35 protein-coding genes are annotated in these 26,147 nt (G+C 51.0%); 11 read left to right on the top strand and 24 right to left on the bottom strand.

Annotation, left to right across the window (positions count from 1 at the left end; translation table 11 throughout):
• The first annotated feature begins 522 nt into the window (after positions 1 to 522).
• A complete protein-coding gene (locus tag NDI45_RS13745; RefSeq protein WP_190789665.1) occupies positions 523 to 822 on the top strand; it encodes a hypothetical protein in 300 nt (99 codons plus the stop codon).
• Between the two features lie 90 nt (positions 823 to 912).
• On the opposite strand, the gene NDI45_RS13740 is transcribed toward NDI45_RS13745, so the two are convergent.
• The 20 genes from NDI45_RS13740 to rplC form a co-directional block, all read right to left on the bottom strand.
• Positions 913 to 1,467: an adenylate kinase gene (locus NDI45_RS13740; RefSeq protein ID WP_190789666.1), complete on the bottom strand. Its 555-nt coding sequence runs from the start codon at positions 1,465 to 1,467 to the stop codon at positions 913 to 915.
• The gene (gene secY, locus NDI45_RS13735) at positions 1,467 to 2,777 is read right to left on the bottom strand and encodes a preprotein translocase subunit SecY (protein WP_190789667.1); all 1,311 of its coding nucleotides are present in this window, start codon (positions 2,775 to 2,777) and stop codon (positions 1,467 to 1,469) included. Before secY ends, NDI45_RS13740 begins: the two co-directional genes overlap by 1 nt.
• Before the next feature lie 170 nt (positions 2,778 to 2,947).
• A complete protein-coding gene (rplO, locus tag NDI45_RS13730; RefSeq protein WP_190789668.1) occupies positions 2,948 to 3,394 on the bottom strand; it encodes a 50S ribosomal protein L15 in 447 nt (148 codons plus the stop codon).
• 90 nt (positions 3,395 to 3,484) lie between these two features.
• Positions 3,485 to 4,012 carry a 30S ribosomal protein S5 gene (rpsE, locus tag NDI45_RS13725; RefSeq protein WP_347277807.1) on the bottom strand — a complete coding sequence of 176 codons (528 nt, stop codon included), beginning with the start codon at positions 4,010 to 4,012 and terminating at the stop codon, positions 3,485 to 3,487.
• Positions 4,013 to 4,060: 48 nt separating this feature from the next.
• Entirely contained in the window at positions 4,061 to 4,423 is a 363-nt protein-coding gene (rplR, locus tag NDI45_RS13720) for a 50S ribosomal protein L18 (protein ID WP_190789670.1), read from the bottom strand.
• On the bottom strand, positions 4,423 to 4,962 hold the full coding sequence (gene rplF, locus NDI45_RS13715; protein ID WP_190789671.1) for a 50S ribosomal protein L6: 540 nt from the start codon (positions 4,960 to 4,962) through the stop codon (positions 4,423 to 4,425). Before rplF ends, rplR begins: the two co-directional genes overlap by 1 nt.
• A gap of 44 nt (positions 4,963 to 5,006) precedes the next feature.
• Complete coding sequence (gene rpsH, locus NDI45_RS13710; RefSeq protein ID WP_190789672.1) at positions 5,007 to 5,408, bottom strand: 30S ribosomal protein S8; 402 nt, start codon at positions 5,406 to 5,408, stop codon at positions 5,007 to 5,009.
• Between the two features lie 23 nt (positions 5,409 to 5,431).
• The gene (rplE, locus tag NDI45_RS13705; RefSeq protein ID WP_190789673.1) at positions 5,432 to 5,977 is read right to left on the bottom strand and encodes a 50S ribosomal protein L5; all 546 of its coding nucleotides are present in this window, start codon (positions 5,975 to 5,977) and stop codon (positions 5,432 to 5,434) included.
• 61 nt (positions 5,978 to 6,038) lie between these two features.
• On the bottom strand, positions 6,039 to 6,380 hold the full coding sequence (gene rplX, locus NDI45_RS13700) for a 50S ribosomal protein L24 (RefSeq protein WP_242067089.1): 342 nt from the start codon (positions 6,378 to 6,380) through the stop codon (positions 6,039 to 6,041).
• Positions 6,380 to 6,745: a 50S ribosomal protein L14 gene (rplN, locus tag NDI45_RS13695; RefSeq protein WP_190789674.1), complete on the bottom strand. Its 366-nt coding sequence runs from the start codon at positions 6,743 to 6,745 to the stop codon at positions 6,380 to 6,382. The genes rplX and rplN overlap by 1 nt, the downstream gene beginning before the upstream one ends.
• Before the next feature lie 59 nt (positions 6,746 to 6,804).
• Positions 6,805 to 7,056 (bottom strand): 30S ribosomal protein S17, encoded by a 252-nt coding sequence (rpsQ, locus tag NDI45_RS13690; RefSeq protein ID WP_348247664.1) that lies wholly within the window; start codon positions 7,054 to 7,056, stop codon positions 6,805 to 6,807.
• 3 nt (positions 7,057 to 7,059) lie between these two features.
• On the bottom strand, positions 7,060 to 7,305 hold the full coding sequence (rpmC, locus tag NDI45_RS13685; RefSeq protein WP_348247663.1) for a 50S ribosomal protein L29: 246 nt from the start codon (positions 7,303 to 7,305) through the stop codon (positions 7,060 to 7,062).
• A gap of 2 nt (positions 7,306 to 7,307) precedes the next feature.
• On the bottom strand, positions 7,308 to 7,727 hold the full coding sequence (gene rplP / locus NDI45_RS13680; RefSeq protein WP_190794626.1) for a 50S ribosomal protein L16: 420 nt from the start codon (positions 7,725 to 7,727) through the stop codon (positions 7,308 to 7,310).
• A 34-nt stretch (positions 7,728 to 7,761) separates the two neighbouring features.
• The gene (rpsC, locus tag NDI45_RS13675; RefSeq protein ID WP_190794625.1) at positions 7,762 to 8,517 is read right to left on the bottom strand and encodes a 30S ribosomal protein S3; all 756 of its coding nucleotides are present in this window, start codon (positions 8,515 to 8,517) and stop codon (positions 7,762 to 7,764) included.
• A 53-nt stretch (positions 8,518 to 8,570) separates the two neighbouring features.
• Positions 8,571 to 8,933, bottom strand: coding sequence for a 50S ribosomal protein L22 (rplV, locus tag NDI45_RS13670; protein WP_190794624.1), 363 nt, complete (start codon positions 8,931 to 8,933; stop codon positions 8,571 to 8,573).
• Between the two features lie 66 nt (positions 8,934 to 8,999).
• Positions 9,000 to 9,278 (bottom strand): 30S ribosomal protein S19, encoded by a 279-nt coding sequence (gene rpsS / locus NDI45_RS13665; RefSeq protein WP_190794623.1) that lies wholly within the window; start codon positions 9,276 to 9,278, stop codon positions 9,000 to 9,002.
• 105 nt (positions 9,279 to 9,383) lie between these two features.
• Complete coding sequence (gene rplB, locus NDI45_RS13660) at positions 9,384 to 10,247, bottom strand: 50S ribosomal protein L2 (RefSeq protein ID WP_190794622.1); 864 nt, start codon at positions 10,245 to 10,247, stop codon at positions 9,384 to 9,386.
• A 19-nt stretch (positions 10,248 to 10,266) separates the two neighbouring features.
• Positions 10,267 to 10,566 (bottom strand): 50S ribosomal protein L23, encoded by a 300-nt coding sequence (locus NDI45_RS13655; RefSeq protein WP_190794621.1) that lies wholly within the window; start codon positions 10,564 to 10,566, stop codon positions 10,267 to 10,269.
• Positions 10,556 to 11,191 (bottom strand): 50S ribosomal protein L4, encoded by a 636-nt coding sequence (gene rplD / locus NDI45_RS13650; RefSeq protein ID WP_190794620.1) that lies wholly within the window; start codon positions 11,189 to 11,191, stop codon positions 10,556 to 10,558. The genes NDI45_RS13655 and rplD overlap by 11 nt, the downstream gene beginning before the upstream one ends.
• Before the next feature lie 74 nt (positions 11,192 to 11,265).
• Positions 11,266 to 11,907: a 50S ribosomal protein L3 gene (gene rplC, locus NDI45_RS13645; RefSeq protein ID WP_190794619.1), complete on the bottom strand. Its 642-nt coding sequence runs from the start codon at positions 11,905 to 11,907 to the stop codon at positions 11,266 to 11,268.
• A gap of 1,035 nt (positions 11,908 to 12,942) precedes the next feature.
• Here rplC and NDI45_RS13640 point away from each other — a divergent pair.
• Complete coding sequence (locus NDI45_RS13640; protein ID WP_348247662.1) at positions 12,943 to 13,419, top strand: NAD(P)H-quinone oxidoreductase subunit N; 477 nt, start codon at positions 12,943 to 12,945, stop codon at positions 13,417 to 13,419.
• Between the two features lie 308 nt (positions 13,420 to 13,727).
• The gene (locus NDI45_RS13635; protein WP_190794617.1) at positions 13,728 to 14,090 is read left to right on the top strand and encodes an STAS domain-containing protein; all 363 of its coding nucleotides are present in this window, start codon (positions 13,728 to 13,730) and stop codon (positions 14,088 to 14,090) included.
• Positions 14,091 to 14,274: 184 nt separating this feature from the next.
• Here the strand turns inward: NDI45_RS13635 and psbN are convergent, their stop codons facing one another.
• Complete coding sequence (gene psbN, locus NDI45_RS13630; protein ID WP_190794629.1) at positions 14,275 to 14,406, bottom strand: photosystem II reaction center protein PsbN; 132 nt, start codon at positions 14,404 to 14,406, stop codon at positions 14,275 to 14,277.
• Between the two features lie 80 nt (positions 14,407 to 14,486).
• On the opposite strand from psbN, the gene psbH reads away from it, so the two are divergent.
• The 3 genes from psbH to pth all read left to right on the top strand — a co-directional run bounded on the left by psbH (position 14,487) and on the right by pth (position 15,853).
• Positions 14,487 to 14,690 (top strand): photosystem II reaction center protein PsbH, encoded by a 204-nt coding sequence (gene psbH, locus NDI45_RS13625; protein WP_088892590.1) that lies wholly within the window; start codon positions 14,487 to 14,489, stop codon positions 14,688 to 14,690.
• 154 nt (positions 14,691 to 14,844) lie between these two features.
• A complete protein-coding gene (locus NDI45_RS13620) occupies positions 14,845 to 15,186 on the top strand; it encodes a TatA/E family twin arginine-targeting protein translocase (protein WP_348247661.1) in 342 nt (113 codons plus the stop codon).
• A 16-nt stretch (positions 15,187 to 15,202) separates the two neighbouring features.
• Positions 15,203 to 15,853, top strand: a complete 651-nt coding sequence (pth, locus tag NDI45_RS13615) for an aminoacyl-tRNA hydrolase (RefSeq protein WP_348247660.1) — start codon at positions 15,203 to 15,205, stop codon at positions 15,851 to 15,853.
• 129 nt (positions 15,854 to 15,982) lie between these two features.
• Here the strand turns inward: pth and NDI45_RS13610 are convergent, their stop codons facing one another.
• Together NDI45_RS13610 and NDI45_RS13605 are read right to left on the bottom strand one after the other, a co-directional pair.
• The gene (locus NDI45_RS13610) at positions 15,983 to 16,738 is read right to left on the bottom strand and encodes a cobalt-precorrin-6A reductase (RefSeq protein WP_348247659.1); all 756 of its coding nucleotides are present in this window, start codon (positions 16,736 to 16,738) and stop codon (positions 15,983 to 15,985) included.
• Positions 16,739 to 16,762: 24 nt separating this feature from the next.
• Entirely contained in the window at positions 16,763 to 17,455 is a 693-nt protein-coding gene (locus NDI45_RS13605) for an alpha/beta hydrolase (protein ID WP_190794613.1), read from the bottom strand.
• 324 nt (positions 17,456 to 17,779) lie between these two features.
• On the opposite strand from NDI45_RS13605, the gene NDI45_RS13600 reads away from it, so the two are divergent.
• From NDI45_RS13600 to NDI45_RS13580, 5 genes are all read left to right on the top strand, one after another.
• Positions 17,780 to 19,600, top strand: coding sequence for a glycosyltransferase family 39 protein (locus NDI45_RS13600; RefSeq protein WP_348247658.1), 1,821 nt, complete (start codon positions 17,780 to 17,782; stop codon positions 19,598 to 19,600).
• Positions 19,601 to 19,690: 90 nt separating this feature from the next.
• Positions 19,691 to 20,332 (top strand): transcription antitermination factor NusB, encoded by a 642-nt coding sequence (gene nusB, locus NDI45_RS13595; RefSeq protein WP_348247657.1) that lies wholly within the window; start codon positions 19,691 to 19,693, stop codon positions 20,330 to 20,332.
• Between the two features lie 678 nt (positions 20,333 to 21,010).
• Positions 21,011 to 22,558, top strand: a complete 1,548-nt coding sequence (gntK, locus tag NDI45_RS13590; RefSeq protein WP_348247656.1) for a gluconokinase — start codon at positions 21,011 to 21,013, stop codon at positions 22,556 to 22,558.
• A gap of 206 nt (positions 22,559 to 22,764) precedes the next feature.
• Complete coding sequence (locus tag NDI45_RS13585) at positions 22,765 to 23,202, top strand: hypothetical protein (protein WP_190794609.1); 438 nt, start codon at positions 22,765 to 22,767, stop codon at positions 23,200 to 23,202.
• Between the two features lie 132 nt (positions 23,203 to 23,334).
• Positions 23,335 to 23,850, top strand: a complete 516-nt coding sequence (locus NDI45_RS13580; RefSeq protein ID WP_190794608.1) for a hypothetical protein — start codon at positions 23,335 to 23,337, stop codon at positions 23,848 to 23,850.
• 321 nt (positions 23,851 to 24,171) lie between these two features.
• Here the strand turns inward: NDI45_RS13580 and typA are convergent, their stop codons facing one another.
• Positions 24,172 to 25,962, bottom strand: coding sequence for a translational GTPase TypA (typA, locus tag NDI45_RS13575; protein ID WP_190794607.1), 1,791 nt, complete (start codon positions 25,960 to 25,962; stop codon positions 24,172 to 24,174).
• Positions 25,963 to 26,147: the final 185 nt, after the last annotated feature.

Genomic DNA, 26,147 nt, shown 5'->3' with positions numbered 1-26,147 from the left:
GCCTCTCGTTGTAACATCCTTGCAGCCATGCCGGAAGTCATTCGTCAGCACACGCTATTTCACTGGTGGAGGCAGGCATAAAATAGTGTTACTTTACTATCCGGATTCCGTATAAGATCCTAAAAACGGAATTAGCCCGAATCAAGGGTGGTTCGATGAAATTACAGCCTAGACCATAGCTGTTTCTGATAAATCACGATTACCCCGAAGGGGAAACTGCGTCGCATCGCCCCACCCCCTACTATTACTCGCACAAAAAAATTTTGGTGGCGTGAAGCAATGGCTCAATGCAACTTAACCGGAGAGCCATGCTTTACCTAGAGATGGACTGAGGGAGTGATTGTTCTCATCAGGAGATCGATCGCCGACTATGGGTGCTGCGAACACTCATAGCCAGCTAACCTCCCAGGCTGATGTGAGCAGTCTGAAGGCTAGGACGATTATACGTTCTGGTTGATTCAGTCATGTTTTAAAGTCTTGTTCCACTCTCTAGGGTTCTTTACCCTATGGAGATCTAAATACATGACTTACCCTCCCGAACCGTCTACGGCTTTCGGTAAACCTTTGCATGACCGTTTTGGGCGAGGCGATGCCAGCCCCCCTCCGGGGCGATCGCAGGTAAAGTTTATCCTGCTAGGCGATCCCGATGCGGTCGATCAGAGTGTGATTGACCTGGAGCGTTGCGGATTTTGCGATAGCTACGCCTGGACTCAACCGATTATTGTTCGTGCCAGTGCGTCACCCATTCAACCGCTTCCCGGTGAGCTGATGCGCCTATATCAACGCGGGTATCCTGTCACCGGATTGAGGATTCCCTTATAGGACGATCGCCACAAAATAAAGAAGGGCTGCGCCAACTCTTCTTCGAGACAACGCAGCCCAACTATATTTCAGCAAAGGAACTGAGTGAAATTAAGCGTTGATTAACTGCTCCAGGTGAGCCGTCACATCCTCGACCGACTGATCGCCGTTCACCGAAATCAACTGACTGCGGTTCTGGTAGAAGTCAATTAGCGGAGCGGTCTGCTTGCGATAAACATCCAGACGATGCTTCACCACCTCTTCGGTGTCGTCCTTCCGCCCCCTGTTCAGCAGGCGATCGATCAGAATTACATCAGGTACATCAAAATTCACCACGTAATCGTAGGACTGATGGATTTCCTGAAGCAGTTGATCGAGAGAGTTTGCCTGAGTCACCGTACGGGGAAAACCGTCGAGAATCCAGCCTGGAGTCACGTCATCTTCGTGGAGCCGCTCCCGTACCATATCAATAATGAGCTGGTCGGGAACCAGTTCGCCCTGATCCATATAGGACTGCGCTTTTTGCCCTAACTCCGTCTGCCGCGCCACTGCACTCCGCAAAATATCCCCAGTGGAGATGTGAGGAATGCCAAAGTGCTTGGCTAATACCTGTGCCTGCGTACCCTTACCTGCGCCAGGAGGTCCTAAAAAGATCAATCGAGCCACTATTGTTTCACCATCCCTTCATAGCGTTGGGAAATCACATAGGTCTGAATTTGCTTTGCGGTGTCGATCGCCACACCCACCAGAATCAGCAGCGACGTTGCGCCCAAACCCTGGAAGGTTCTGACCTGCGTTGCGCCTTCTACCGCAGTCGGAATAATTGCGACCAGACCCAGGAAGATTGCGCCCAGGAACGTTAGCCGATTCAGCACCTTTTCGATATAGTCGCTGGTTGCCTTACCAGGACGAATACCGGGAATGCTCGCGCCCATCTTCTTCAAGTTTTGGGACATTTCTACAGGGTTCACGATCAGCGAAGCGTAGAAATAGCTAAAGAAGAGAATCAGCACCAGATAAAGCAGAATATTCAGCCAGTGACCGGGGCTGAGGTAGCGAACCGCCTGAATCAAAACCTGGTTATTCGGGAAGAAGTTGACCAGCGAAGCAGGCAAAAACAGCACCATGTAAGAAAAGATGATCGGCATCACGCCGCCCTGATTAAGGCGAAGCGGCAAATAGCTGCTCTTTTCCAGATACATCCGGCGACCGACCTGACGACGCGCCGAAATAATCGGAATCCGACGAGTCCCTTCCTGCACAAACACAATCCCGACGATCATTGCCAGGAAAACCAGGAACAGGATAATCACGCCGCCCACCAAGCTCCGATCGCCGCTTTGAGCCAAGTCGATCGTCTGTCCGAGCGATCGAGGTAGGGTGGAAACAATACTGACGAAGATCAGCAGCGAAGCTCCATTGCCGATGCCACGCTCAGTAATCAGTTCACCAACCCACATAACAAACATTGAACCTGCGGTCAGTGCCAGCACCGTCTGGAAAATAAACAGCGGTCCTGGACTTGCCGCGTATTGGCTAAGCAGCAGCGAAATACCAATGCTCTGGAAAATTGCCCAACCCAAAGCAACATATCGGGTGATTTGAGAAATTTTGCGTCGTCCGGCTTCCCCTTCGTTCTTCTGAAGGTCTTCGAGGCTTGGAACGGCAGCAGTCAAAAGCTGAATAATAATGGAGGCATTAATATAGGGCAGAATTCCCAGCGCGAAAATGCCGACAGCGGAAATACCGCCCCCTGCCAGGACATCGAGAATGCCAATGAGGTTGCCTAGGCCACTTCCTTGAAGTCCCTGCTGAAACGCAACGCGATCGATTCCAGGGATCGGGATGTAAATGCCCAGGCGAATTAAAATGAGCATTCCAACGGTCACAAGCAACCGACTTCTCAGTCCGGCTGCTTGCGCCATTTGGGCAAAAGTTTCTTGAGCGGTTGGAGTTTTATCTCGACTAACGACCATGTAGGAGTCCCTCTGCTGAATTTGGCAGGTACGCTGTACTGCTGATTAAAAGGTTGATGAAACCAGTAGAGCAGTGTAATTTGAGAGCTTCTCTCCTAGTGTAGATGTTCCGATCGCTCAAGAACAACACTGAAGGGATCAGCAACAAACATCCCAAATTGAAGAAGCTTTTAACCTACCACTTCACAAGTTCCGCCCGCCGCTTCGATTTTTTCGCGCGCCGATGCCGAGAAAGCAGCCCCCTGAACGGTTAGCGCAACCGATACATCACCATTGCCCAGAATCTTGAGCGGACCATCATCAGTCGTCACGATACCAGCCTCCATTAGCGAAGCCAGACTCACCTGGGAATTCGCACTCAGTTCTGCCAGATCGCCCACGTTGATGACCGTGTATTGCTTCACGTTCACTCGCTCGAAATGCTTCAGCTTCGGAATCCGGCGATAGAGGGGCATTTGTCCACCCTCAAATCCAGGACGAGTTGGGCGACCGGAGCGAGATTTTTGACCCCGCATCCCAAAGCCGCAGCTTGCGCCCTGTCCGGCAGCGATGCCTCGACCCACACGACGACGACGTTTTTGTGAGCCAGGTTGAGGAACAGCGTCTTGTAGTCTCATAGTGATACAGCCAATAAACGAGAGATGATCATGAAGAGATGATCATTAGATGATCATTAAAGCGATCGCGCCTTCAGATTAGGCGAACTACTAACCGTAGAGATTCTCAATTGGAACGCCCCGCTCTTCTGCCACATCCGAGAAGGTGCGAAGCGAAGACAGCGCGTTTGCTGCCGCTCTTGCATTGTTGAGCGGATTGCCAGAGCCAAGCTGCTTTGCCAGAATGTTCTTCACGCCAGCCAGCTCCAGTACGGTACGAACTGCGCCACCCGCGATTACCCCAGTACCAGGTGCTGCCGGACGCATCATTACTTTTGCACCGCCGCCTGCACCATTAACTGGGTGAGGAATCGAGTTTGCTTTGGTCAAAGGCACTTCAACTAAGTGCTTTTTGCCGTCCGCGACTCCTTTCTTCACTGCGCCGATCACATCACTGGCTTTGCCGACCCCGACCCCGACTTGCCCGCGTTCATTTCCGACCACGACGATCGCCCGGAAGCTGAGTTTCTTACCGCCCTTCACCACTTTGGTTACACGGCGAATTTGAACGACACGCTCCTGCCAATCGGTTTCCTTTTCCTTGTTGTTACGGTTATTCTTGCGACGATTCGCCATGATAATCCTTATCCTTCTAACAAGTTTCTTGTATTGAACTCAGAGCATGACCTAGAAATTCAGTCCGCCTTCCCGCGCTGCATCTGCCAGAGCTTTGACACGCCCGTGGTAGAGGTTGCCGCCGCGATCGAATACGACCTGATCGATCCCCTGTGCCTTTGCCCGTTCTGCAATCAACTGTCCGACTCTCACCGAGGCATCACAGTTGCGACCTGTTTCAACTTCCGATCGAACATCGGGTTCCAACGTGGAAGCTGCTACCAGGGTATGGTGTTGCGAATCGTCGATCACCTGGACATAGATGTGCTGATGCGATCGAAAGACAGCCAACCGGGGACGTTCCGTAGTGCCAAATACTTTGCGACGAACGCGACGATGGCGGCGTTTGATTGATTCTTTGCGAGTCAGTTTCATTACTTCTTACCTGCCTTTCCAGCCTTACGTCTGACGGCTTCACCTGCGTAGCGAATGCCTTTACCCTTATAGGGTTCCGGGGGACGAACCGCACGAATTTTGGCGGCGGTATTGCCCACGTCTTCTTTGTTAATTCCAGACACAATCACGTTGGTATTGTTTTCTACAGCAAGCTGAATGCCTTCGGGCGGTTCAATTTGCACCTGATGACTGTATCCCACGTTGAGGATCAGATTGCGTCCCTGCACCTGGGCACGATAGCCTACCCCTTGAATCTCCAGCCGCTTGCTGAATCCCTGCGACACCCCTTCGACCATGTTGGAAACCAGGGTGCGCGAGAGTCCATGACGCTGGCGGGCAGCGCGAGAGTCGCTTCGGCGTGCCACCGTAATTGTGCCGTCTTCCTGAGTCACTTCGACTTCAGCAGGCAGGACGCGAGCCAATTCGCCCTTCGGACCTTTGACCTTCACTTCCTGTCCGTCGATCGTCACATCAACCTTTGCCGGAAGCGTGATTGGGCGTTTACCAATTCGAGACATGACAGTTTCTCCTGATTAAAGTGAGTTGTAATCTAAAAACTGCCTTACCAGATGTAGCAAAGCACTTCACCGCCGAGTCCCTGACGACGCGCATCGCGATCGGTCATGATGCCGCTGGACGTTGAAATGATCGCAATGCCAATGCCGCCCAACACGCGAGGTAAATCCTTCCGGTTGGAGTAAACGCGCAGTCCAGGCTTACTGACCCGCTTCAGAGTGTTAATAATGGGACGACGGTTTTTGCCCTTGTATTTGAGGGAAAGCACCAGCATCCGCTTGATCCCTTCTTCCTGCTCTGTAAAGTCAGCAATAAATCCTTCCGAGCGCAGCACTTCAGCAATGCTTCGCGTCATTTTGGTCGATGGAACTTCTGTTGTTTGATGCCGCGCCATTGTCGCATTCCGAATGCGCGTCAGCATATCTGCAATGGTATCGTTAGCCGCCATAGCTTCCTCTTGATGAAATTGCCTCAGATATCCCGGAAGGGCATCCCCAGTTCCTTAAGTAAGGCACGACCCTCTTCATCGGTCGTCGCAGTCGTGGTGATAGAAATGTCCATCCCGCGAATCTGGTCGATGTTGTCGTACTCAATCTCAGGAAAAATAAGCTGTTCGCGCACGCCGAGCGTGTAGTTACCGCGACCGTCAAAACTTTTTGGACTGATGCCTCGGAAATCGCGAATTCTGGGTAACGCCAGATTGATCAGGCGATCGAGGAACGAGTACATCCGGTCGGAGCGCAGCGTCACCATCATGCCGACGGGCATTCCTTTGCGGATTTTGAAACCTGCGATCGCTTTTGTGGCGCGAGTCACAACTGGCTTTTGTCCGGTAATCCTCGCGATTTCGTTCAGCGATGCTTCCAGTGCCTTTGCGTTAGACGATGCTTCGCCTAAACCCCGGTTCACTGTCACTTTGACTAATTTAGGAACCTGATGAATGTTCGTGTATTTGAACTGTTCCATCAGCTTAGGCACTACTTCGTCTTGATAGCGTGCCTTGAATTTGTTTACCATGGGTCTCTCTCCATAAATTCCCTGGTCTTGGTCAGGGATATTTCTTGTAAAGAATCAAACACTAATCGATGATTTCCCCAGTCTTCTTCAGCATTCGCACCTTTTTGCCATCCGTGTTGACGGTGTAGCAGATGCGGCTTGCCACTTTTTGCTTGTTGGAATACAGCATTACGTTCGAGCTGTGGATCGGAGCTTCGATCGTTTGAATCTGCCCCGACTCACCCTCTTGCTGGGGTTTGATGTGCTTCGTCTTGACGTTAACGCCCTGCACGATCACCTGGCTGGTTTCGGGAAAAGCTTTCAGAATTTCACCTACTTTGCCTTTCTCTTTGCCAGAAATGATCTGGACGGTATCGCCTTTCTTGACGTGCATTTTGTAGCGAACCTTGGTTCCTTTCTTCATCACAGCACCTCTGGAGCCAGCGAAATAATCTTGGTGAAGTTCTTATCGCGCAATTCGCGGGCAACCGGACCAAACACACGGGTTCCTCTGGGGTTTCCTTCAGCGTTGATGATCACGGCGGCGTTATCATCAAACCGGATGCTCATGCCGCTATCGCGACGCAGACCCTTTCTGGTGCGTACGACGACTGCCCGTACCACGTCCGACTTTTTAACCGCCATATTCGGCAGCGCATCTTTCACCACGGCAATAATCACGTCACCTACGTTGGCGTAGCGACGGTTGCCGCCGAGAACGCGGATACACATCAGCTTTCTTGCGCCGCTGTTGTCCGCCACATTGAGATAGGTCTCTTGCTGAATCACAGTTCGTCTCCCTCTTAATCCTCAAATAAACAGGTTCAACTAATCACGTTCACCGTTAATTACGCGCTAGTCGTGCCACCGAGGATATCTACGACTGTCCAGCGTTTGGTGCGGCTCAGCGGGCGTGTCTCCTGAATACGAACGCGATCGCCCACTTTGCACTTATTTTCTTCGTCGTGTACCTTGAATCGCTTGGTGCGAACCATGATTTTTTTGTACTTCGGGTGGGGCGATCGGTTTTCTACCGCGACCACGACGGTCTTGTCCATTTTGTCGCTAACGACCAGACCAACTCTCTCTTTCACCGCCATTGCTTATTTCTCCTCGCTTGCAGGCTGGGACTCAAGGGATGATTGCGCTGCTGCAAGTTTCCGTTCATGTTCCACCGTCATAAGCTGCGCTAAACGATGGCGCAGATGCTTAAACTGATGCGGCTTCTCTAGACGACGGGTTGCCTTTTGAAAGCGCAACTGGAACAGCTCTTTTTTCACCGAGGCGATCTGGTCACTAATGTCCTGATCACCCATTTCTCTTACTTCGTCGATTTTAGGCAGAGCCATGATTACGACTCCTCCGCTTCGCGCATGATGAACTTCGTTTTAATCGGCAGCTTAAAGGATGCCAAACGCATCGCTTCGCGGGCAGTGGCTTCAGGAACACCCGCAATCTCAAACAGAATCCGACCCGGTTTCACGACTGCCACCCAGTATTCCGGGTTTCCTTTACCAGATCCCATTCGGGTTTCTGCCGGGCGCATTGTCACAGGCTTATCCGGGAAAATCCGAATCCAGATTTTTCCACCCCGGCGAATGTAGCGGGTCATGGCTCGTCGGCTTGCCTCGATTTGACGCGAGGTAATCCAGGTGGGTTCGAGGGCTTGCAGGGCAAAATCACCAAAGTTGATTTCATTGCCTGAAGTGGCTAACCCTCTCATCCGCCCGCGCTGCTGCTTGCGGAATTTAGTTCTTCTAGGACTTAACATCTTGAGTACCTTTGATCAGATGTAGGAGTTCTGTTTAACCTTCGTTCGAGCGGTCTTCGTACTGCTGACGACGACGGGGCTGACGACGACGGGGCTGGTTTGCAGGAGCAGATGCCGGAGCCACTTCTTCCTGTCCAGGAATAATCTCGCCTCGGAACACCCAGACCTTGATGCCCAGAATCCCGTAGATGGTTTGAGCCGTCTTGTAAGCAAAATCAATGTCTGCTCGCAGCGTATGAAGGGGAACCTTGCCTTCGCGGGTGTATTCCGTCCGCGCAATCTCTGCCCCGTTCAGACGACCGCTCACCTGAATCTTGATTCCCTCGATTCCAGCCCGCTGCGCCCGTTGGATAGCCTGACGCACAACACGACGGAAGGAAACCCGACGCTCAAGCTGCTGTGCCACGTTTTCTGCAATCAGAGCAGCATCGGCATCGACTCGCGCCACTTCCACCACATTAATCCGGATCTGGCGGTTGCTGTCGCCCAATGCCTTTTGCAGGTTGGTTCGCAGTTCCTCGATCCCCTGTCCACCCCGACCGACGACGACGCCCGGACGAGAGGTATGAATTTCGAGGTCAATCTGATCCGCTTTGCGCTCAATTCGAATCATGGCAATGCCCGGACTCTCAAGGCTCTTGAGCTTCATCGGGTTCTTTTCCAGGAAGTTGCGGATCGTGTAGTCCTCCTGAAGCAGTTTTGGATAGCGACCCGCATCGGCAAACCAGCGAGACTTGTGCTCCTGGGTAATGCCGAGACGAAAGCCGACTGGATGAATTTTCTGTCCCACGGTTTGTCCTCGTAATAGTCAGAAAGTATGAATTGCAAGTCTTAGCCTTCGATCTAGTCCGCAGATTCGCCTGGGGCGACGGCGATCGTAATATGGCAGGTCGGCTTGCGGATTTGATAGGCACGCCCTTGAGCACGGGGACGGAATCGCTTCAGTACAGGTCCCTGATCCGCAAATGCCTGAGTGATTACGAGGTCAGTAGGGGTATACCCAACGTTATGTTCAGCGTTCGCAACCGCAGAGCGAAGCACTTTTAGCACTGGGTCGCAGGCGCGATAAGGCATAAATTCCAGGACAATCAGGGCTTCCCGGTAGGAGCGTCCCCGAATTTGATCCAGCACACGACGCACCTTATGGGGCGACATCCGGATATAGCGGGCGACAGCTTTTACTTCATCAGAACTAATGGTTGGCATCGTTTTCTCCTAGCTTCTAGCGATAAGTTTCTATTGAACTAAGACCGACTAGAGCGGCTATTTTTTTTATCGACGGGCTTTCTTATCGCTTTTCGCGTGACCCCGGAAGGTGCGAGTCGGCGCGAATTCTCCGAGCTTATGACCGACCATTTGCTCTGTCACATAGACCGGAACGTGCTGTCGTCCGTTGTGTACGGCGATCGTGTGTCCAATCATTTGAGGCAGAATCGTCGAAGCTCTCGACCAGGTTTTGATCACCTGCTTGTCGCCCTTGGCGTTCAAGTTTTCAACTTTTTTAAGCAGGTGGTCAGCAACAAACGGACCTTTTTTAAGCGAGCGAGACATGGCTACCAGTTAACCTTGTGATGAACGTTAGACGGAACAAAAAGAGTTATACATACTGCGTTCGGGCTGTTCTTAGACAAGAGGTTGACCGAACGCAGATGCGAATTATGCCTCCCGTCCGCCACGACCCCGCTTCGAGGTACGACGACGACGGCGGACAATCAATGAATTGCTCAGCTTCTTCTTCTTGCGAGTCTTCGCGCCCAGAGCAGGCTTACCCCAAGGCGTAACCGGACCGGGACGACCAATCGGCGCACGTCCTTCACCACCACCGTGCGGGTGATCTACCGGGTTCATCACGCTGCCTCGCACTTCCGGTCTGCGTCCTTTCCAGCGAGTGCGACCCGCTTTACCCAGGCTCACGTTTCTGGCTTCCGCGTTACCCACCTGACCGATCGTGGCATAGCACTCGCGGCGAATTAGGCGAACTTCTGTCGAAGGCAGACGCAGGGTGACATAGTTGCCTTCCTTTGCAACGACCTGTGCGCCAGTGCCTGCTGCCCGCACAACCTGACCGCCCTTACCGGGAACCAGTTCAACGTTGTGAACTGTCGTACCCAGCGGCATATTGCCCAACGGCAGCGCGTTGCCGATTTCAAACGGAGCCTCAGGACCCGAAATTACCGTTGCGCCCACTGCCAGATTGGCCGGATGCAGGATGTACCGCTTCTCACCGTCCTGGTAGTACAACAGCGCAATTCGAGCGTTCCGGTTGGGGTCATACTCGATCGCCGCGACCTTCGCAGGAATATTGTGCTTGTTGCGGTAAAAATCGATGATGCGGTAGAGCTTTTTATGTCCACCGCCCCGGTGACGAGTAGTGATTACGCCCCGGTTATTGCGTCCCTTTTTCCGATGGACGGATGTCGTTAGCGATTTTTCCGGTTCAGACTTCGTGATTTCAGCGAAATCAACGACTACCCGCTGACGGGTTCCGGGTGTATAAGGTCGATAGCTACGAATACCCATAATTTAAAATCCTCAGAGGCTAGACTTCGGGGAAGAGCGTAATCGAGTCACCCTCTGCCAGAGTCACGATCGCCTTCTTGTAGTGAGGGCGATTGCCCTGGAACCGTCCGACACGACGCGCTTTATAGGGAGGGACTTGCGTATTGACCTTTATGACCTTGACATCAAACAGTTCTTCGATCGCCGCTTTGATCTGATATTTATCAGCTTTAGGGGAAACCTCGAACACATACTTGTTCTGTTCCAGCAGCAGAGTCGCCTTCTCCGTAATTAAGGGACGGCGGATCAAATCTGGAAGAGCGCGAGAATCAATCTTCACCGTAAACCTCCTGAATCTTGGCGATCGCAGACTGGGTAATTACAATCTTGTCTGCGTTCAAAATGTCAAATACGTTGAGGTTGCTTGCCGTTATCAGCCGGAGGCGATCGATATTGCGAGCAGACAAATAAACGTTGTCTTCGCGATCGGCGGTGATGATCAGCACCTTAGAATCTGCCTCAACTCCCCAGCGCGTGAGAGCCTGAACCAGCTCCTTCGTTTTGGGACGCGGCAGTTGATCTACAAAATCAGCCACCACAACCAGGTCTTGGTTCCGACCGACCAGAGCCGTTCTGAGTGCCAAACGACGCTCTTTGCGGTTCATTTTGGTCGAGTAGTCGCGTGGCTTCGGTCCAAAGATCACGCCACCGCCCCGCCAGAGGGGTGAACGGTTAGAACCGGCTCTTGCCCGACCCGTTCCCTTTTGCCTCCAGGGCTTACGACCGCCGCCGCTGACCTCTGCGCGGGTTTTTGCAGAAGCCGTTCCCTGTCTAGCGTTGTTCATCTGCCGCACCAGTGCCCGATGCACTACGTGAGCAGCACTTGTTTCTTTAGCAACTCGCAGTTCCAGGGAAGCTTGACCCACTTCCGCACCCTGCCAGTCTTTTACTACACAGTCAACCATAGGTCGTCTCTACTCTCTCTTGGGCACTGCCGCCAGGAATTTGCTGTGGAATTAGCGTCCTGGGGGCGATCGTTTTACTTCGCTCGTCCGACTAACTTTGCAGGCACGATATTCACCAGCGCACCTGGCTTACCCGGCAGCGCACCTTTGATCAGGATCAGGTTGCGCTCTGCATCGACTCGAACCACAGTCAACTTACGGATCGTGACGCGGGCATCACCCAACTGACCTGCCATCCGCTTACCGGGGAAGACCCGTCCGGGGGTTGTACCTGCACCCGTGGAACCGGGCAGACGGTGGTTCTTAGAACCGTGCGCCATCGGACCCCGCTTGAAGTTGTGCCGCTTCTGGTAGCCTGCAAAGCCACGACCAATACTGGTTCCGACCACATCCACGGTTTGACCCGCTTCAAAACGATCGACGGTCAACTGCTGTCCTAGCTCGAACTCGCTGGGGTCTGCCAGACGATACTCGTGCAAATGACGCAGCGGACCTGCACCCGCTTTCGCTAAGTGACCCATCTCAGGCTTATTAATTGCCTTTTCTTTAATTGCGCCATAGCCCACCTGAATAGCAGTGTAGCCATCGGTTTGCTTGGTTTTAACCTGTGTAACGGTGCATGGACCCGCCTGAACGACGGTGACAGGAATCGCAACGCCCGCCTCATCGAAAATCTGAGTCATGCCTACTTTTGTGCCGAGAATGCCAACAGACACTGTGACGAATCCCCCTTTCTCGCGGTTTGCATAAGGAGCAGAACTGCGATCGCCTCAACAGTCCATTTGGCTCCAAATAAACACAGACTATGCAGGCTCCCTTCAGCCAAGGCTCAAGAGAACCACACAGTTATTCTGTGAATGCTGTTTCACTTATAGGATTGAACGCGCAAGAAGCTAACCAATCTCCTGATTAACCTGACGCAGTCAGCCCAAATTGGCTTAGGACTTTAGTGAACAATGTTCGCTAAGTATCCTCAAACCAGACCTTTCAGCAAATTCCGGCAGGTGACGGGTAGATGAACTTCGCTCAGGAAGTGCCTTCCAGCAACGCTAGATTTCCAACGAATCAACTCAGCCCTCTGAAATGTGGCTGGGACTCAATCAAACGACAGGCGTTTCCCCACACTCAATACCAGAGAAAAATTTGCTGTCCAATTTTGGCAACAGCTACTTATCATAGCGAATGATTTCGGATTTGTCTATAGGGTAGGACGGGACGAAGTAGGGCGATCGCAGGAGACGCATTAAGGCTGGAAATGTCAGCAGCACTCTAAAATAAATTGAAAGATAACATTGCAGGAATTACAAAACCAGGCATTGCAGTTGCCCCTTGGCGATCGCTGGCCTTTGGTGCAGTCATTGTTGAGTTCAATTCAACAAGAAACGCTAGGGTTAAACCCTCCCTCCTCAACGTGAATTCTCCAACTGGTCTTGATCCCTAGACTCAAAGCTTGATTGGTGTCATTCAGCTAGGTACAGAAGAGCTTACAGAATCGGCTAGAGACAGTACTACGGTCTAATTATCTAATTCATTGGTGCTGCTTATTAGGTTAATTAGGAATGCAGGAGGCTGGATCGCCGTCCTGAATGTAGATGCGCTTGCTCGACGATCGGGTGACCCTTATAATCTAGGGTTGTAAGTCCGCAATGATTGCCCGGAATGCTAATTCATGGCATTTGTCGGTTGATGCGGCGAGCGGTTCATGATGGGATAGCCATTCTGCCTATTATTTATAAGGTCAAGCAGGATTTATGGCATTAATTACGACTGGCAAGGATTTTATTCACGGGCTAGAGACCTCTGGATCGGTAGGGGTGTCTGTGCCTCTAGAGGGCGGACACGAAGGACGGTATCAGCGGCGGCTGCGAGCTACGGGCTATGGCATGATGCACATTACCGCGAGAGGACTGGGCGACTTGCCTGCCTATCTGCTGCGGACTCATGGCGTGCGTCCTCCCCACTTGGGTAAGAAGAATACCGGTCGTGAAGGAGCAGTGGGCTATGTATATTATTTGCCGCCTGCCATTCAGTCTCAGCTAGAGGCACTTCCAGCGAACTCGAAAGGTTTAGTGATTTGGCTGCTTGAGGGCTTTGTGCTGTCTCAGCAAGAGCTACAGTTTTTGACCACGCTGCCAACGATCGAACCAAAGGTGAAAGTTGTTGTGGAGATGGGGGGCGGTCGCAGCTTTATCTGGAAGCCGTTGCAGGACTATATTACGGCTGCATAGCACAGCATTATTTCGGCACCGAATATCTTGATAAATCTGAGCAGCCTATGTTTCAACGATCGCAGTTGGCATAGGTTGTTTTTTAGGCTGCTTTCGTCCGTCTGAGCATCAATCCAAAACATTTTGATGTTTGATGTCTCTGATCTATCGTTGAGCGGGAAAGCTAAGAAGTAAGCCTGCCGCACTTTCAAAGAAAAGCTGCAAGACGGTTATCGATCGCTAATCGTTTCTCATCGTTCGCTTAAATCACACGCAGCAGGTTAAAAGGCAGCAAAGCGAAGGAGACTCATTCCGCTCCCTTACCTAAGATGGCAATTGCAGTGAAGCAAACTCTTTATCAAACAAAGTCTGGTAAACCGATTCTTGTCCTCACACCAACTGGGCGATTGGACATCACAACTGCATCACAGTTCCGCTCTAAACTCCAGGACTGTATTGCCAAAGTCAGTCCAAATGTGGTGATTAATCTAAGCCAGGTCAGTTTTATTGACAGTTCCGGCTTAGCAGTTCTTGTTGCGGGAATGCGAGATGCAGACCAGGGGAAAGGTAGCTTTCGCCTATGTGATGTGCATCCAGAGGCGAAGTTAGTCTTTGAAGTGACAATGATGGATTCTGTATTTCAGATTCTCAATACAGAAGCAGAAGCACTGGAAGGAGTCTCAGTTGCCTGATGCTTTTATGCAGTTTCTCATAAAAGTAATCTTCTGCAATAGAAAAACCCTGTGAAGCAGGGCATGAGAAAAGCTGAGAAGTTGACTCAGCGAAAGTAAGTGATGCCAGGTACAAACCACGAGACATCCACTGTGAGAGACGGGAGCAGACAACAGGAGCTTTGCTTTAGCAGTGGCTCTGCTTCTAGTCTTCGTGGTCTTCAAAAGGATCTTCCAATTCTCTTGAAGGTGGTCCAAACGAAGTGTAGACTGAGATCCCAGTGATTGCCACCAGGAAGACGGCGATCGTAATGCTAAGAACTGTTGCGGGTTCCATATTTGAGAAATTCATCAATAGTATTATCCTTATAATATTACGGATCGTTAAAATCTTAGAACGCTTAGAAAGGGTAACACATGGCACAGCGGACTCGGTTGGGAGATGTTCTTAAGCCCCTTAACTCTGAATACGGTAAAGTTGCCCCCGGTTGGGGAACTACGCCTCTGATGGCAGTCTTTATGGGACTGTTCTTTGTGTTCCTGTTGATTATTCTTCAGATTTACAACTCCTCGCTCATTCTAGAAGGCGTGAACGTGGACTGGTCAAGCCTCGGAAGCTAATTCAATCGCTAATTCAATTATTTATTTCAAATTGATCCCCGGCTTCGTCTGGGGATTTTTGCATAGAAAAATTACTCGATCGGACAAGTGAATTGTCTACCAGGAAACTACACTAGATCTTGTGAGACGTTCGATCGCTTAGAGAGGAAGAAGCATGAATTTCTTCGGCATTGGCTTACCCGAAATGACCCTGATTCTGGTGCTGGCACTGCTGATTTTTGGTCCCAAGAAGTTGCCTGAAATCGGTCGAAGCCTGGGTAAAGCACTACGTGGTTTCCAGGAAGCCTCGAAAGAATTTGAGAATGAATTTAAGCGAGAAGCAGAGCGAATTGAGAAATCAGTGAATGAGCCGATTAAGGCAACCCTTGAAACTCCGGCTCCTAAGGCTCTTACACCTGCTGAAGAAACTAAAATCGTTGATGCGACAATCGCAGATTCACCGGAAGCGGCTCATTCTGAAACTGCCCCTGAAGCGGCAAGCTCTCAGCAAGGCTAAATTCAACTCATAAATTATGGCATCCGCGACTTCTTCCTTGGAGGTGAAGCCACAGCTTATTGTAGGGCTGGGCAATCCGGGTACAAAATACGATCAAACCCGTCACAATATTGGCTTTGAGGCGATCGATCGGCTCGCTCAAGCCTGGAAAATTCCGCTAGGTGAAAATCGTAAGTTTCAGGGCATTTTCGGTGACGGGCAGGGCAGCCATCGGGAAAAGATTCGGCTACTGAAGCCTTTGACTTATATGAATCTGTCCGGGCAGTCAATTCGAGCTGTTGCAGACTGGTACAAAATTCCGCCAGAAGCAATTCTGGTGATTTATGACGAAATGGATTTGCCGATCGGTCGTTTGCGGCTGCGGCAGTCTGGTTCAGCGGGCGGACACAACGGCATGAAGTCAGCCATTTCGCATCTGAATAGTCAGAATTTCCCGCGAATGCGAATTGGAATTGGCAGTCCAAAAGGAAAGAACGCGAATCCAGATACCCAGGTGGTGAATCATGTGCTGGGACGATTTTCAGTGGCAGAAAGTCGAGTGATGAATGAAGCGCTGGATCTGGTGGTGAAGGCGATCGAGCTGAGTCTGAAAGAGGGAGTGCCGAAGGCGATGAGCCTGTATAACAATCAAGCGATCGAGCTGGAATCAAATTCGACAGCTTCTTAAACGCAGAAAACGGGGCCAGTTGCGGGATCCAACCCCCTAAATCCCCCATCAACGGGGGACTTTGAGTTTTTTGGAATGGGGAGTCTGCGAAAGGAATGCTTGCCGATCGCTAATTGCGAAGGTTGTGGGTCAGGAAAGGCAACGCTGACAGAATTCGATCGCAGCTTTGATCTCCTGCGTTTGTTGGGGATATTGAATTGGGGGACGATCGATCACGATTAAAGAAATCCCCAATTTATTTGCAACTTGCTGTTTGGTGTCTTCCCCTCCGGCGGAACCTGATGCCTTTGTGACGACAAGGGAGATTTGCCACTGTTGCCAGAGGGCGCGTTCCAGATCGATCGAAATTGGAGGGCGCAGGGCAATCAGACGATCGGGGGTGAATCCGGCGTTTAAGGCAGTTTCTAGTGCAACTTGGGAAGGCAAAATTCGGGCGAAGAGGGTCGATCGCGTTTGCCAGGGTTGAAAGAGCATCAGGGGGCGATAGCCGATCGTGAGCAGCACCCGTTCTCCGGCTAATCGATCGCTGGCAAACAATGCGTTAAAACTGCTGAAGTGAATTCCATCCGATGCAACCGATTGCCGCTCATAGCGCAGGTAGGGCAACTGATATTTGATCGAAGCGTCGATCGCCATCTGAGAAACTGCTACGGCAAAGGGATGGGAGACATCCACGATACAGAGAACTGAGTGGTTTTGAAGGAAACGCAGCAGGCTTTCAGGTTGCAATCGTCCTACCCAAATTTGAACTGAGGGATCACTGGGGTAAAGCGATCGGGCGGATTCTGTGGTGACTGTAACAATGCAAGCAATGCCCGAAGCAACAAGCGCTCGGACTAACGCTGCGCTTTCTTGAGTGCCGCCGATGATCCAGACGAGAGCCATTCGCATGTTCTTTAAGCAGTGGGTTTATAAGTGGCTCATCGCCGTCGCGTCTTTGATCACTGCTAAAACTTCTCCTGGCTGCGAAAGCATTGGAACGTGGCTGGATTCCAGCACGGTAGTGGTTGCTCCAATTCGTTTTGCGGCATCGTGCTGATAATGGGGCGAAACGGACTGGTCGGAGTTTGCAACAATATACCAACTTGGCTTATTTTTCCATGCAGGTTGTGAAGTTGCTTTTGTTTGCGACAGCGATGCAGGTGCCGCAGTTTGAGTCGCGTAAAGCAAGGCAGCTTCTTCAGCCGGAAGGTCGCCTGCAAAGGACTTTTGCATTCCTTCTTTGGACAGCCAAAGAAACCCATCTTGCTCCTCAACATATTGCAGCACGGGAGGGGCAGTGTATTGAGTCAGCAGATCAATCATCGATTCGTCGCGATCGGGAGCAACCGCCGCTATATACACCAAGCCAGCAACTTTCTCATCGTTACCAGCTTCGGTAATGACGAACCCTCCCCACGAATGCCCCACGAGAAGGCAATTTCCTTCGACGCGAGCCAAAGCACGTTTCGTTGCCGCAACGTCATCAGCCAAAGAGGTGAGTGGGTTTTGCACGGCAATCACTTCGTAGCCTTCCGCTAGTAGCGGTGGAGTAATTTTGCTGTAGCAAGAGCCATTAACCCAAAAACCGTGAACCAAAATAATATTCTTAATTCTGCTCATCAGCACCTTCCTACAGCGTTTTACTTTGTATTCGCTTTACTGAATTCGCTTTACTGAATTCGCTTTACTAAATTCACTCTACTGATAGACAAGAGGTATGCAGGCTTTGTAATGCAGGAGACTGTCTATTCGCAGCTTTTTTTTAGCAGGAATTCTGATAATTTGCTGGAGCCATTTACCGCAATTGCAGCCAGGGAACTCCTGAAGTTCTTAATCCGACAGTACTCAGGAGAATCACTCCACCGTGCTACGGAAAATGACCAGACTTCGATAAAGTAAGGTCTGAACCCGATCGCGATCGACTCCATCTGTGCCAGTGAGACCATGAGAAAGGTAGATCTATCCAAAGCCACCTCGCAGTGGCAGTTTCAAACCAATCACGCCTGGATATTTGCCATTGTATGGATTGGTTTAGCAACTGGGATTGCATTTTGGCTGCATCTGGGCAGCATCGGCTTGGTGGATGAAACCGAACCGCTTTTTGCGGAGGCAGCACGGCAGATGAAGATTACGGGCGATTGGATTACGCCTTACTTCAATGGAACCACGCGATTTGACAAGCCGCCGCTCGTTTACTGGATCATGGCGGTTGCCTACCAGACGGTGGGCGTGAATGAATGGTCAGCCCGTTTTCCTTCTGCGCTGGCAGGCACTTTTTTGGCAGCGATCGGGTTTTATACGCTGCGTCGGTTTGGGTTTGCGCGTCCGGCAAGGGCGATCGAAGCCAGTGAGGCTCAAGTGGCAGAAAAGCCCATTCCTCCGCAAATTGACCGTCAGCTCTGGATTGCTGCCCTGGTCGGGTCTGCTGCAATGGTTTTGAATCCGCAGACGATCGTTTGGGGCAGGACGGGCGTATCCGATATGCTGCTCAACGGCTGTGTTGGCGGTTCGCTGCTGGCGTTTTTTTGCGGCTATGCTCAGCCCGATCGCGCGAAGACGCAACATCGCTGGTACATTGCTGCCTATGTTTTGAGCGCGCTGGCAGTGCTCACAAAAGGACCAGTCGGCATCGTGCTTCCCGGCATGATTGTGCTGGCGTTTCTCCTCTATATGGGAAACCTGTGGACTGTGCTGCGAGAACTGAAGCTGATTCAGGGCGCGTTGATTTTTGCGGCGATTACTGTGCCCTGGTACATTTTGGTGACGCTGGCGAACGGCGATGCGTTTATTGAGTCTTTTTTCGGCTATCACAACATCGAGCGATTTACCCAGGTGGTGAACCGTCACTCGGCTCCCTGGTATTTTTACTTTCTGGTTGTGGCTGCTGCCTTTGCGCCCTGGTCGATTCATTTACCTGCCGCCTTTGCCCAACTGCGATTTTGGAAGCGGCATTCCTGGCAGCAGCAGCCCCGCTCTAGTCACCTCGGAATCTTTGCGCTGATCTGGTTTACGATCGTGTTTGTGTTTTTTACGATCGCCGTCACCAAACTCCCCAGCTATACGATTCCGCTATTGCCTGCAAGTGCGATTTTGGTTGCGCTGTTCTGGAGTGACCAGATGAGCCGCCCAAGCCTTAACCCAAGGAGCAATCGATTTGCCTGGGTCAGTCATGCCGTGAATGTGGCAGTGCTGTTTGGTTTGGCATGGGCAGTGTATTACAGCCCAAACTGGCTAGGAGACGACCCGGAACTGCCGAACTTGCCAAATGCGCTTCGTCAGGCAGGAATTGAAGTTTGGGGTGGCGTTGCGTGGGCGATTGTGGCGATCGTTGGATTGATTTTTCTGCTGCGTCGTCAGGGACGATGGCTCTGGGCGGTGAATCTGGTCGGTTTTGTTGCCTTTGTGCTGCTAACCCTGATGCCCGCTGCTGCTTTGATGGATGCAGAACGACAGCTTCCTTTACGACAGCTTTCCCAGAAGATCGTGCAGGTGCAGCAGCCGAATGAACCGATCGTGATGATTGGCTTTGGTAAACCATCGATTGTGTTTTATACCGATCGTCAAATTGAATTCATCCCTGACCCGGACGATGTGATTAAAGATCTGCGCGATCTCAGCACTGCGAATCCAATACCGCCCAGTATTTTGCTGCTGGGACGAGATGTGAAAATCCGCGAAGCAGAGCTGCGACCGAGACAGTATGAGGCGATCGCAGAGGCAGGGATTTATCGGCTCGTCAGGATTCGGATCCCGTTTCAAAGGTAGCCTCTCGTCTGACTCAAATCCCCCCGCACCTCCTCATCCCTTCACCTCTTGCTACAATGACAAAGCTCGATCAGAACCTTGTCAATCAATATGCAAGCTCGCAGAATTGCCCGTGAACTCGCCCTGCTCAGCGTTGGTCAGCTTCCCAGTAAGCCGCAGCAGCTTCAGACCCAGCAGCTTCAAGATATTGTTTTGGCGGCGATCCGAACTTTGACGACTGAGGTACAAGACACGCTGGAAACGGCTGCGGCAGAACTCAGTCGCGGGAGCGATCGACTGCTAACCAGCGAAACCAGAGCGATTGACCTCAACAGTGCAAAAGCAATGGTGACGGAAGCGATCGAGCTAACCCAAAAGGCGATCAATCGAATTGGAGCATCCCTAGAGATGCCTGAATTTATTCAGCTTGTAAATCAGAAAGAAGTCCGTGCCTATGCGATGGAACTGTTGACTCAGGTGCAGACAAACCGCTCGAAGGTCGATCACCTGCTTGGTGAGTCAATGGTAGATTGGCAGCTTAATCGTTTAGCGCGAGTTGATCAAGATATTTTACGCATTGCGGTGACGGAAATGTGGGTGCTGGGGCTGGCTCCACAGGTAGCAATCAATGAAGCGGTTGAGCTAGCGAAGCGATATAGCGGCGACGAGGGACATCGGTTTATTAACGGAGTGCTGCGGCGGGTGAGCGATCGTCTTAATAATGCCGCAAGGACTTCTGATGCTCAAGGCTGAGATGATACTCAAGGCTAAGAATTGTTCATCCTACAAAGGGGCGATCGTTCTCATGCAGGCTAAGTGGCTCAACCGCAATCCGTAATACCCCTCTCTACCCAAAGGTAGAGGAAGCTGAAGAAGGTAAACCGGTATTATAAAACCACTGGAGAACAAAACCTGAAAGGCATTTGCGTACAGATAGGCAGTCCTCACGGGCTGCTTTTTATTTGGCTTTCAGTCCTGCTTGAGGATGAGTTGCGCGCTTCAAAAACCTCTCCTACTGCCGTGTTTCTCCTGTAACTATAGGCTGATTCACGTTTAAATCTTAGCCAGTTAATATAACTACAATAAAATTGCGCTTTTGGTAAACGATAAAGCCAATCGTGGCTGAAATTGCTTCAGGTTTTGAATTTTGTCGTTTCAGGCTGGTTGTCGAAAAAGCTGTTCTAGGTTTGCGCTCAATCTTGCAGGGCAACATTCAGAACAACATTTGAGCAGCTTTAATTATCTCCAATGTTTCCTGGACCTTGCCCTTGAGATTCTTTCAGTTCAGGGTCAACTTGTTGCGCTTCAAAACGGGCTTTTATTCAGTTGAGAGGGCATGAGTGAAAAAGAAACGTTGCGCTCCTGAAAAGCTTCTTCCTATAGATTTCGTTTGCTCAATTCCGTTTGCTCAGTTCCGTTTGCAAAACAGTTATGACAACCGATCGCTACCTTATCGGCGTTGATATTGGAACCACTAGCACCAAGGCAGTCCTGTTTACGCTGGCGGGTGAGGCAGTGCAGCAGGCATTGATTGAGTATCCGCTTTATTCACCAACTCCGGCAACTGCAGAGCAAGACCCAAACGAGATTTTTCTGGCGGTGCTGAAAACGATTCAGCAAGTTGTTCAAGCGATCGGGGCAAAGCCAGGCGAAATTGTTGGTTTATCGTTCAGTTCAGCGATGCACAGTCTGATTCTGATGGATAAGGACGATCGCCCTTTGACCCGCAGCATTACCTGGGCGGATAACCGCAGCGCAGCCTGGGCACAGTCTTTAAAGCAATCGGGTCAGGGACACGAAATCTATCTACGAACCGGGACGCCCATTCACCCCATGTCTCCCCTGGTGAAGCTGCTGTGGCTGCGGCAAGACCAGCTCGATTTGTTTCAGCAGGCAGCACGGTTTATTTCTATCAAGGAATACGTCTTTTTTCGGCTGACGCGCCGCTATGTCGTGGATTACTCGATCGCGTCTGCAACCGGACTGCTGAATCTAAATCGTCTGGAGTGGGATAGTGAAGCATTAGACATCGCTGGAGTTCGGCCTGCCCAGCTTTCCGAACTGGTTCCGACCACCTATTTGCTAAAGCCAATCCAAACTGACTTTGCGGCAATCATGGGCATTGCGCCAGAAACCCCGATCGTGATGGGAGCCAGTGATGGGGTGTTATCTAATCTGGGCGTGGGGGCGATCGAGCCGGGTGTATTTGCAACGACGATCGGGACGAGTGGGGCAATTCGGGCAGTGATCGATCGTCCGGTGACGGACCCGCAGGAGCGGCTATTTTGCTATCCACTGACCAAGCAGCACTGGGTTATTGGCGGCGCAGTCAATAATGGTGGAATTGCCCTGCGATGGGTGCGCGATCAGTTTGCCGATGCCGAGGTTGCGCTGGCAACGCAAAGGGGACAAGACCCCTATCACCTGATAATGCAGCAGGCAGAAGCCGTTTCCCCGGGCGCGGATGGGCTGCTATTTCATCCCTATTTGCTGGGGGAACGATCGCCGCTATGGAATGCAAATGCACGCGGGTCTTTCTTTGGGCTAACCCTGAATCACACGCGGGCGCATATTACCCGTGCGGTACTAGAGGGGGTGCTGTTCAATTTGCTCATTGTGCTTCAGGCACTCGAAGATTTTGCAGGTACGGCGAAACGCATTCAGGCAACAGGTGGCTTTGCACGATCGGCTCTCTGGCGGCAAATGATGGCAGACATTTTCGATCGGGAAATTACCATTCCGGCACAGCACGAAAGTTCTTGTTTAGGAGCGGCAATTGTAGGGCTTTATGCGTTGGGTTTCATTGATTCGCTCACCCTTAGCACAGCCATGATCGGCGAAACATTGCGACACCAGCCGATTGCTGCCCACACTGCTCAATATCAGAAGCTCTTTCCGGTTTATCAGCGATTATTAGACTGCTTTCAGCGTGAATATGAAACGATTGCACAACTGCAATCTTATTTGAAGGCAAAGTAATTGATTGAATTGTTTGATTAAAAGAATATCTTTTAGTGGCTCTATCAGAAGGGCTAGATTAATCTTCTGCCTATCCCAAGGATGATGTGATTCGCAACAAAGCGAGCGTGAATAGAACATGAAACGGTAACGCAATAAAAACGAGCGCGCTCATTTTTTGAAACATTTTGATACATTGCAGAGGAATAAAAATTGAGGAACAAAAAATGAATCAATGGCATCAAATTCGCCGCATTCTTGTGGCATTCATGGCAATTTTTGTTTTAATGACATCCGTTGCTTGCAGTACGGCAACTCCAGAAGCTAGCACGGCACCCGATCACAGTCTCAACAGAGTTGGTCAGTTCGATAATCTGTCGCGGGGTGATACAACTCAGGGCGACCAGTATGCAGACTGGGTAATTCAAACTAGCCACGGCTTAATCAAAGATGCTTATGTGCGTGACAACGATAAGCTTGGCGTTGTGATTTCAAAGGAAGTTCGACCGGATGATGTGAAGCCGCTCGCTCGATCGCTGGCACAGGGATTTCGCCGCAGTGCGCCTAACCATGATCTAACCGTTCTGGTTTATGCACCCGATAAGCAGCTTATCTTGACTGCAAAATACGACAGCAAAACGCAGCAGGTGAACTATCAGGGTTAAAGCGGTTAATGCCATTCACGCGATACCAATTGGCATGATTGCGCACTCATTCGGTAAAAGCACTCGCACAAACCCATAGCTATGCTGGGGAGCTAATTCTCAGCAAGCAATTGATACTTTAGGAGACGACTCATGGCAAGTCATGATGAATATAAGCGTCAGATCATGCAAGATTTGGCGAAAGGCAACAGCGAAAAACTTGATGATGTCAGCAGCGGCAAGGAATACGAAAACTTCGACGATTTTGCCCGTCGCTCGACCCGTGAAGAAAGACGTGCCATCTTTGGACGATCGTTCCACCCCGACCGAATTCCTACTAACCAGATGGAGCCGGAATTGCAGAAAGCCGTGGCTCAAATTCATTCTCACGAGCGGGATGATGTCGCGCGGGAGTTTTTTCATCAATTTAAGAAGCGCGGTTTGAGTGATCACGATCTAGAAAAGCAGCTCGGCTTATCAACCCACACCCCTGGACGCATGACGGCAGATGATGTGAGCAAACTGGCTTCCTTTGCCTATCACTATCACCCGGATATCTTCCAGGAAGTGTTGGCAGACCAGCCAGCAATCTTGAAATTTATCAGCAATCCGATGGTGGGTGCAGCCCTGGGCGCAGTTGCCGCTAAATGGCTTGGAAACCGCCACTAAAACGGACATTTCACCGTTTGCTGCATTAGTTTGCTGCGTTAATAGAATACTGTACTAAAGCGACTGCCAATTTCCTTACAAAGTTAGGGTTTATGGCAGTTGCTTTTGTTAATTCGATCGCCTTTTGTATTTCCTGACTGCGATGAGGAAACTTATTGAATTAGTCTTATCTGATTAGTCTTAGAGGATGTTTGAAAGGTCACCATTATGACCCGAACTGCTCCCCCTCGCCCCGCTTACGGATAAGAAACAGCACAAAAAAAGGCGGACAAACTGCCCACCTTAAGAATTTAATTCAATTAACTAACAATCGAAGTTAACTTATCGCTTCGCCAGCTTTTTGCTCATTTTCCGCAGACGAATCGAAGTCGGAGTGACTTCTAGCAGCTCATCGGGACCAATGTATTCCAGTGCCCGTTCCAGGCTCATGTCTACCGGAGCTTGCAGCTGGACGAGTTCATCGCCGCTGGCTGCCCGGTGGTTAGTGAGCTGCTTTGCCTTGCAGACGTTCAGTTCCAGGTCTTGCGGACGGTTGTGTTCGCCCACAATCATGCCTTTGTAGACCTTTGTGCCGGGCGTAATGAAAAAGACTCCCCGATCTTCAGCGTTTTTCATTGCGTAAAAAGTGGCTGTACCTTCCTCGAAGGAAATCAGGACACCGTTGCGGCGCATATCTAGTTCGCCAACAAGTGGGCGATAGTCGAGGAAGCTGTGGTTCATGATGCCGTCGCCACGGGTCAGGCGCATAAAATCGCCCCGGAAGCCAATCAGACCCCGTGCCGGAATCACAAACTCAAGCTGAGTTCGACCGTTGCCGCCGACCTGCATATCTTGCATTTCGCCCTTGCGCTGACCGAGCCGCTCCATACAGCCGCCAACCGCATCGTCGGGAACATCCAGCACCAGCAATTCATAAGGCTCACAGGGTTGACCGCTGACTTCGCGGTAGATGACCTGCGGCTGCGATACCTGAAACTCGTAGCCTTCCCGACGCATCGTTTCGATTAGAATGCCCAGGTGAAGTTCACCCCGTCCGGCTACCGCAAAGCGATCGGGCGAATCGGTTTCTTCGACGCGGAGTGCCACGTTAGTTTCCAGTTCGCGCATCAGACGATCGCGCACCTGACGTGAGGTGACAAACTTGCCTTCCTGTCCGGCAAAAGGCGAGTCGTTGACCGAGAAGGTCATTTGCAGCGTGGGTTCATCAACCTTGATCAGCGGAAGTGCTTGCGGTTCATTCGGGCAGGTAATCGTTTCGCCAATGTTGGCATCGGCAAAGCCAGATACGGCGACGATGTTTCCGGCGGAAGACGTTTCCATCTCGATCCGCTTCAGCCCTTCAAAGCCAAGCAGCTTTGTAATTTTGCCTTTGACGATCGACCCATCCTCTTTAATCAGCGCAGCAGGCTGACCCATTCTGATCGTGCCGTTGTGAATACGCCCGATCACGATTCGTCCTAAGTAATCGGAATAGTCGAGCGTCGTCACCTGAAGCTGAAGCGGCTTTTCCGGGTCGCCAACTGGCGGCGGAACGTGGCGCAGAATGGCTTCAAACAGCGGCTTCATGTCTACTGATTCATCTTCGATCTGATCTTTGGCGAAGCCTGCCAGTCCTGACGCAAACAGATAAGGAAATTCGCACTGATCATCGTCTGCGCCTAATTCCAGGAACAGATCCAGCACTTTATCGATCGCTCCAAAAGGATTTGCCTGCGGACGATCGATTTTGTTGACGACGACGATCGGGCGCAGTCCTTTCTCCAGAGCCTTTTTTAGCACAAAGCGCGTCTGGGGCATCGGACCTTCATTGGCATCGACAATCAGAATACAGCCGTCTACCATGCCCAGCACTCGCTCAACCTCGCCGCCAAAGTCCGCGTGACCAGGAGTGTCTACGATGTTAATCAGGGTATCGCCGTAGTGAACTGCCGTATTTTTAGACAGAATGGTAATGCCACGCTCGCGCTCCAGGGTATTGGAGTCCATCACACAGTCTGGAACTTCTTCCCCTTCGCGGAATGTGCCGGACTGCTTCAGCAAAGCATCAACGAGCGTCGTTTTGCCATGGTCAACGTGGGCAATAATGGCAACATTACGAATGGGAAGCGTCATAAAAAGTCCAGTGTGAGAGATTAAGCGAGTCAAAAATAAATGTAACGGCTTCTCAGCGGGGTCAGAGATTCATCAACTTCTGTAAAGAAGCCGTCATAATTCTAGCCTAATCTTGCCCTGATCGACTGTATCGAGCGCCGAATCCAGGGGTCTGGTTTTCCGATGGATAAATTGGTGATAGCCGA

This window comes from Leptolyngbya sp. GB1-A1, assembly GCF_039962475.1.
Taxonomy (GTDB): Bacteria; Cyanobacteriota; Cyanobacteriia; order Elainellales; family Elainellaceae; genus Leptolyngbya_A.
This window is presented reverse-complemented; position numbering and strand designations above follow the sequence as displayed.

Coding starts and splice junctions, on each gene's coding strand:
- NDI45_RS13745 (WP_190789665.1), top strand. CDS start 523: ATGACTTACCCTCCCGAACCGTCTACGGCTTTCGGTAAACCTTTGCAT.
- secY (WP_190789667.1), bottom strand. CDS start 2,777: ATGGTCGTTAGTCGAGATAAAACTCCAACCGCTCAAGAAACTTTTGCC.
- rplO (WP_190789668.1), bottom strand. CDS start 3,394: ATGAGACTACAAGACGCTGTTCCTCAACCTGGCTCACAAAAACGTCGT.
- rplR (WP_190789670.1), bottom strand. CDS start 4,423: ATGAAACTGACTCGCAAAGAATCAATCAAACGCCGCCATCGTCGCGTT.
- rplF (WP_190789671.1), bottom strand. CDS start 4,962: ATGTCTCGAATTGGTAAACGCCCAATCACGCTTCCGGCAAAGGTTGAT.
- rpsH (WP_190789672.1), bottom strand. CDS start 5,408: ATGGCGGCTAACGATACCATTGCAGATATGCTGACGCGCATTCGGAAT.
- rplE (WP_190789673.1), bottom strand. CDS start 5,977: ATGGTAAACAAATTCAAGGCACGCTATCAAGACGAAGTAGTGCCTAAG.
- rplX (WP_242067089.1), bottom strand. CDS start 6,380: ATGAAGAAAGGAACCAAGGTTCGCTACAAAATGCACGTCAAGAAAGGC.
- rpsQ (WP_348247664.1), bottom strand. CDS start 7,056: ATGGCGGTGAAAGAGAGAGTTGGTCTGGTCGTTAGCGACAAAATGGAC.
- rpmC (WP_348247663.1), bottom strand. CDS start 7,305: ATGGCTCTGCCTAAAATCGACGAAGTAAGAGAAATGGGTGATCAGGAC.
- rplP (WP_190794626.1), bottom strand. CDS start 7,727: ATGTTAAGTCCTAGAAGAACTAAATTCCGCAAGCAGCAGCGCGGGCGG.
- rplV (WP_190794624.1), bottom strand. CDS start 8,933: ATGCCAACCATTAGTTCTGATGAAGTAAAAGCTGTCGCCCGCTATATC.
- rpsS (WP_190794623.1), bottom strand. CDS start 9,278: ATGTCTCGCTCGCTTAAAAAAGGTCCGTTTGTTGCTGACCACCTGCTT.
- rplB (WP_190794622.1), bottom strand. CDS start 10,247: ATGGGTATTCGTAGCTATCGACCTTATACACCCGGAACCCGTCAGCGG.
- rplD (WP_190794620.1), bottom strand. CDS start 11,191: ATGGTTGACTGTGTAGTAAAAGACTGGCAGGGTGCGGAAGTGGGTCAA.
- NDI45_RS13640 (WP_348247662.1), top strand. CDS start 12,943: ATGGCATTAATTACGACTGGCAAGGATTTTATTCACGGGCTAGAGACC.
- NDI45_RS13635 (WP_190794617.1), top strand. CDS start 13,728: ATGGCAATTGCAGTGAAGCAAACTCTTTATCAAACAAAGTCTGGTAAA.
- psbN (WP_190794629.1), bottom strand. CDS start 14,406: ATGGAACCCGCAACAGTTCTTAGCATTACGATCGCCGTCTTCCTGGTG.
- psbH (WP_088892590.1), top strand. CDS start 14,487: ATGGCACAGCGGACTCGGTTGGGAGATGTTCTTAAGCCCCTTAACTCT.
- NDI45_RS13620 (WP_348247661.1), top strand. CDS start 14,845: ATGAATTTCTTCGGCATTGGCTTACCCGAAATGACCCTGATTCTGGTG.
- pth (WP_348247660.1), top strand. CDS start 15,203: ATGGCATCCGCGACTTCTTCCTTGGAGGTGAAGCCACAGCTTATTGTA.
- NDI45_RS13610 (WP_348247659.1), bottom strand. CDS start 16,738: ATGGCTCTCGTCTGGATCATCGGCGGCACTCAAGAAAGCGCAGCGTTA.
- NDI45_RS13605 (WP_190794613.1), bottom strand. CDS start 17,455: ATGAGCAGAATTAAGAATATTATTTTGGTTCACGGTTTTTGGGTTAAT.
- NDI45_RS13600 (WP_348247658.1), top strand. CDS start 17,780: ATGAGAAAGGTAGATCTATCCAAAGCCACCTCGCAGTGGCAGTTTCAA.
- nusB (WP_348247657.1), top strand. CDS start 19,691: ATGCAAGCTCGCAGAATTGCCCGTGAACTCGCCCTGCTCAGCGTTGGT.
- gntK (WP_348247656.1), top strand. CDS start 21,011: ATGACAACCGATCGCTACCTTATCGGCGTTGATATTGGAACCACTAGC.
- NDI45_RS13585 (WP_190794609.1), top strand. CDS start 22,765: ATGAATCAATGGCATCAAATTCGCCGCATTCTTGTGGCATTCATGGCA.
- NDI45_RS13580 (WP_190794608.1), top strand. CDS start 23,335: ATGGCAAGTCATGATGAATATAAGCGTCAGATCATGCAAGATTTGGCG.
- typA (WP_190794607.1), bottom strand. CDS start 25,962: ATGACGCTTCCCATTCGTAATGTTGCCATTATTGCCCACGTTGACCAT.